The following is a 4,635-nucleotide window of genomic DNA, read 5'->3' on the forward strand; positions in this document are numbered from 1 at the left end:
GGGAGGGGGGGGGGGGGAAGAAGGGCAAACCGCGAGGGAAGATTAAGGAGAGAGGGAGAAGCGAGAGGACCGAAGGGGGCGCCCGACATGGCGCAAGACAGCGACATTGCGCTGCTGCTGCATACCTCCGGAACGACATCGCGTCCAAAACTGGTGCCGCTCAGCCATGCAAACATTGCGGCCTCGGCTGCCCATATCGGCGGCACGCTTGGCCTGACGCCAGATGACCGTTGCCTCAACATCATGCCGCTGTTCCACATCCACGGCCTGATCGCGGCCGTGCTGTCGTCGCTGGCTGCCGGCGGCAGCATCTACTGCACGCCGGGTTTCAACGCGCTGCGCTTCTTCCAGTGGCTGAGCGAGGCGCAGCCGAGCTGGTACACGGCGGTGCCGACCATGCATCAGGCGATCCTGCCCCGCGCGGCACGCAACACCGAGGCGCTGGCGGCGGCGCGTCTGCGCTTCATCCGCTCATCCTCGGCGTCGCTGCCGGCGCAGGTGATGGCCGAGCTGGAGGCGACCTTCGGCTGCCCGGTGATCGAATCCTACGGGATGACCGAGGCCGCGCACCAGATGGCCTCGAACCGGCTGCCGCCGGGCCAGCGCAAGCCGGGCAGCGTCGGTGCCTCCGCCGGTCCGGCCGTGGCTGTCATGGCGCCTGACGGGCGGCTGCTCGCAGCCGGCGAGACAGGCGAGATCGTCATTCGCGGACCCAATGTCACGACGGGTTACGAGAAGAACCCGGATGCCAATGCCACGGCTTTCGCGCATGGCTGGTTCCACACTGGCGACCAGGGCGTGCTCGACGAGGACGGCTATCTCAGGGTCACCGGTCGGCTCAAGGAGATCATCAACCGCGGTGGCGAAAAGATCTCGCCGCTCGAGGTCGACGACGTGCTGATGGACCATCCGGCGGTGGCGCAGGTCGTCACCTTCGCCATGCCGCATGACAAGCTTGGCGAGGAGGTGGCCGCGGCGGTTGTGCTGCGCGAAGGCATCAGTGCCACCGAGGGCGACATTCGCACCTATGCCGCGACACGGCTTGCCGATTTCAAGGTGCCGCGCAAGATCCTGATCCTGGACGAGATCCCCAAGGGTGCGACCGGCAAATTGCAGCGCATCGGCCTCGCCGCCAAACTCGGGCTTTGACGATGAAGATCACCATCTTCGGCGCCGGCGCGATCGGCGGCTATCTCGCGGCCAAGCTCGCCATCACTGGGCGGACCGATCTTTCGATCGTCGCGCGCGGCGCCCATCTGGAAGCCATCAAGGCGGACGGCCTGCGCCTGATCGAGGATGGCCAGGAGATTTCGGTCCCCGTCCGGGCCGCCGCCAAAGCCGACGAGCTTGGCGCCCAGGATTACGTCGTGCTGGCGCTGAAGGCCCATTCTCTCTCCCCAGCCCTTGACCAGATCGCGCCGCTGCTTGGGGACCACACATCAGTCGTCACCATGCAGAACGGCGTGCCCTGGTGGTATTTCCACGGCGTCGGCGGGCCGCTCGAAGGCACCAGGCTGAACGCGGTCGACCCCGGCGGCGCGATCTGGCAGCGGATCGGACCGGACCGCGTTATCGGCTCGGTCGTCTATCCCGCCGTCGAGGTCGATGCGCCGGGCCTCATCCGCCATGTCGAGGGCAAACGTTTCTCGCTCGGCGAACCCTCCGGCGAGCGCAGCGAACGGGTTACGCTTCTGGCCGAGGAAATGGTCAAGGCCGGCTTGCAAGCGCCGGTGCGCGAGGACATCCGCAGCGAAATCTGGGTAAAACTGTGGGGCAATCTCTCCTTCAACCCGATCTCGGCGCTGACCGGCAGCACGCTGGCCGCGATTGTCGCCGACGATGGCACCCGCGCGCTCGCCCGCACCATGATGCTGGAGGCGCAGGCGATCGGCGAAAGCCTCGGCGTGCGTTTTCCCATAGCGGTCGACCGGCGCATCAAGGGCGCCGGCGATGTCGGCGAACACAAGACCTCGATGCTGCAGGACCTGGAGCGCGGCAGGCCGATGGAGATCGACGCGCTGGTGAGCGCGGTGCAGGAACTTGGCCGGCTCACGGACAAGCCGACCCCGACCATCGATGCCGTGCTGGCGCTGGTGCGGCGGCTGGCGGTGGAACGCGGGTGTTATCGGTGAGGTGGAAGGACAGGGCAAATCAGAGCCGTGGCGCGCGACGATCCAGGCCTTGAAGCAACTTGGCCTCATATCCCAGCTTGACCAAGGTTAGCAGCATGCTGAACGCCATTCACCACGTCGCGCTCATCTGCACCGACTACGACCGGTCGCGACAGTTCTACGTCGAACTCCTCGGCCTCGATCTGATCCGGGAGGTTTATCGGGAGGAGCGGCAGTCATGGAAAGCGGATCTGCGGATCGGGTCGGCCCAACTGGAATTGTTCTCCTTCCCTGCACCAGCGATGCGGCCATCCCACCCAGAGGCTACAGGCCTGAGACATCTGGCATTCGCTGTGGCTAATCTTGAGCCCGTAATTATCCGCCTGGAAGCCGCAGGCGTTGCCGTCGAGCCTATCCGGATCGACCCATATACGGACCAACGGTTTACCTTTTTCAGGGACCCGGATGGATTGCCGCTGGAACTCTACGAAGCCCCATAAGGAACGGTTCGCTTTCGCGACGGGCGCTGTGTACTGACGGTCTCGGTATCGGCGGACCGCGAATCTGTGCTAAGCGCCGCCCAACCAACCAAAGGACGACACCAATGAGCGAACTGACCGTGGCCGAGGCGACCGAGAGCATCTATGCCTCGCTCCGGGCGGACAATGCCGACATCGACACACATATCGCGGCGCTTAAGGCGGCGCTGACGCGAGAAGGGATCAAACAGGCGGTGTTCGATCCGGCCAAGCTGGCGCAGAACAACCGCTCGGGCCGCAAGTTGATGCAGGCTTATTTTCGGCAGCGCGGCGTGAGCGTGAAGTTCTCGGACCAGTAGAACCGCGCGGGCGATCTCAATCGCGCGATTTGGTTGGTTTCGGACGCAAGTTCCCCGACGCTTCGGGCCATCCCTTTTGACCGGCTCAATAACAGCGATCTGCCGCCGCAAGTGCATCGACGCGGTGAGCTTGGTCCAGTGCGCCAATCCGTCGGACTGACGCATAGAACCTGACATAGTCGCCCGAACACAAGTCGAACAGGCGCAGAAACGCGGTCACCCGATCGCTATAGACGGACGTCGCGGCGAGCTTTGCATTGTTGATCGGGGAAGCGAACCAGGCATCGTATCCCCGGTATCGGCCCCAGCGCCTGTCGCGCATGTGTCGGTAGCGCATCCGCAGCCGTTCAATCGCGGCCGTCTTCGCGGCCAGTTTTTGCTCCGAGGTGCCGGCGTTGGAATAGACTTGCGCCAGCTCGTCCCGGGTCCGCGACACCAGCGAAAGAAATTCAGCCTTGCGTCTCCGGGCGGCTTCGTAACGGCGCAATGCGGCGGTATCGCCAGCCGCGCGCAGCCATTTTTTCACGCCGGTTGTTTCGACGGCGACAGCGAACGCCTCGTTGAATGCGGAATCGTCGTGCACGTAGACGCGCTGGTGGGCCAGTTCATGGAACACCAGCGCTGCGAGATAGGTTTCATCCTGGCCGAACATCGTGCTGAGCAGCGGGTCGCTCGACCAGCCAAGCGTGGAATATGCCGTGATGCCCGTCACATAGACGTCCATGCCCTGTCCTTGAAGTTCGACAGCGGTTTCAGTCGCGGACTTCCTGGAGAAATACCCCCGGTAGGGAACACAGCCGAAAACAGGAAAACACCATGTTCGCGGCGTCAGCGAAAATGCCGGCGCGGCGAAGACAGCCCATGTCACCGAGTCCCGACCAATGTCGACATAGCTGCGGTAGCTGTTGTTGTCGGGCAGCGCCAGTTCATCCGTTGCGAACTGTCGTATAGCGCTCGCCGATGCCATTCGCGCGCGCAATGCCTTCGGCGTCGACGGATCCTCGATCAGTTTTCCGACATCCTGGCGCGCCGTCATGATCCGCAGATGGCCCTGCACGGATTGCGCGTAGTAGGAAATACTGGTGCAACCGGTCACGCCGGACGCCACGATTACAACGACAAGCAATCGAAAGAATGCGCGCATCACGATTTGCCCAAAGCAGTGCTCACCCGTTCCGATGGAGTCGCAATTGCCCCAGGTCGCAAGCAGTCGCATCGATTTGATCGAGGTCTATAGCTTTCTGAAGTATCCGGACAGGTGCTCATTGGGGAGACGCATGCGTCATCACGCGCAAGCCGCGTCCCATCAACCTGCAGCTGATCAGTCCTTTCCCGCCCGCTTGAAAATCCGCGCGTAAAATTCGCCGACGATGCCGCGCCGGAAGACGAGCACGCACACCATGAAGATCAGGCCAGTGGCGATGGTCACCGGAAAGCCGGAAGTGGCAAGCGTGTTTTCCAGGCCGATGACAAGGCTGGCGCCGATGATCGGCCCGACCATGGTGCCGATGCCGCCCAGAAGCGTCATCAGGATCACCTCGCCCGACATCTGCCAGGTGACGTCGGTGAGCGTGGCGAACTGGAAAACGATCGCCTTGAGCGATCCGGCCAGCCCGGCCAGCGCCGCCGACATGACGAAGGCGCCGAGCTTGTAGTTGGCGACGGAATAGCCCAGCGAAATGGCGC

Annotated in this window: 6 protein-coding genes; 4 read left to right on the top strand and 2 right to left on the bottom strand. The window is 63.5% G+C overall.

Going from position 1 to position 4,635, the window contains the following annotated elements:
• The 4 genes from EN964_RS25260 to EN964_RS25275 form a co-directional block, all read left to right on the top strand.
• Positions 1-1,149, top strand: a 1,149-nt coding sequence (locus tag EN964_RS25260; RefSeq protein ID WP_127276873.1) for an AMP-binding protein, incomplete at its 5' end; no start/stop codon positions are given.
• A gap of 2 nt (positions 1,150-1,151) precedes the next feature.
• Positions 1,152-2,132, top strand: a complete 981-nt coding sequence (locus EN964_RS25265) for a 2-dehydropantoate 2-reductase (protein WP_127272486.1) — start codon at positions 1,152-1,154, stop codon at positions 2,130-2,132.
• Between the two features lie 95 nt (positions 2,133-2,227).
• Positions 2,228-2,611, top strand: a complete 384-nt coding sequence (locus tag EN964_RS25270; RefSeq protein WP_127267611.1) for a VOC family protein — start codon at positions 2,228-2,230, stop codon at positions 2,609-2,611.
• A gap of 104 nt (positions 2,612-2,715) precedes the next feature.
• On the top strand, positions 2,716-2,949 hold the full coding sequence (locus EN964_RS25275) for a hypothetical protein (RefSeq protein ID WP_127267610.1): 234 nt from the start codon (positions 2,716-2,718) through the stop codon (positions 2,947-2,949).
• 85 nt (positions 2,950-3,034) lie between these two features.
• Here the strand turns inward: EN964_RS25275 and EN964_RS25280 are convergent, their stop codons facing one another.
• Positions 3,035-4,093: an aminopeptidase gene (locus tag EN964_RS25280; RefSeq protein ID WP_127267613.1), complete on the bottom strand. Its 1,059-nt coding sequence runs from the start codon at positions 4,091-4,093 to the stop codon at positions 3,035-3,037.
• Between the two features lie 177 nt (positions 4,094-4,270).
• On the bottom strand, positions 4,271-4,635 hold a 365-nt coding region (locus EN964_RS25285), incomplete at its 5' end, for a branched-chain amino acid ABC transporter permease (RefSeq protein ID WP_164775980.1).

Source organism: Mesorhizobium sp. M7A.F.Ca.CA.001.10.2.1, from assembly GCF_003998575.1.
GTDB lineage: Bacteria > Pseudomonadota > Alphaproteobacteria > Rhizobiales > Rhizobiaceae > Mesorhizobium.

Coding starts and splice junctions, on each gene's coding strand:
- EN964_RS25280 (WP_127267613.1), bottom strand. CDS start 4,093: ATGCGCGCATTCTTTCGATTGCTTGTCGTTGTAATCGTGGCGTCCGGC.
- EN964_RS25270 (WP_127267611.1), top strand. CDS start 2,228: ATGCTGAACGCCATTCACCACGTCGCGCTCATCTGCACCGACTACGAC.
- EN964_RS25275 (WP_127267610.1), top strand. CDS start 2,716: ATGAGCGAACTGACCGTGGCCGAGGCGACCGAGAGCATCTATGCCTCG.
- EN964_RS25265 (WP_127272486.1), top strand. CDS start 1,152: ATGAAGATCACCATCTTCGGCGCCGGCGCGATCGGCGGCTATCTCGCG.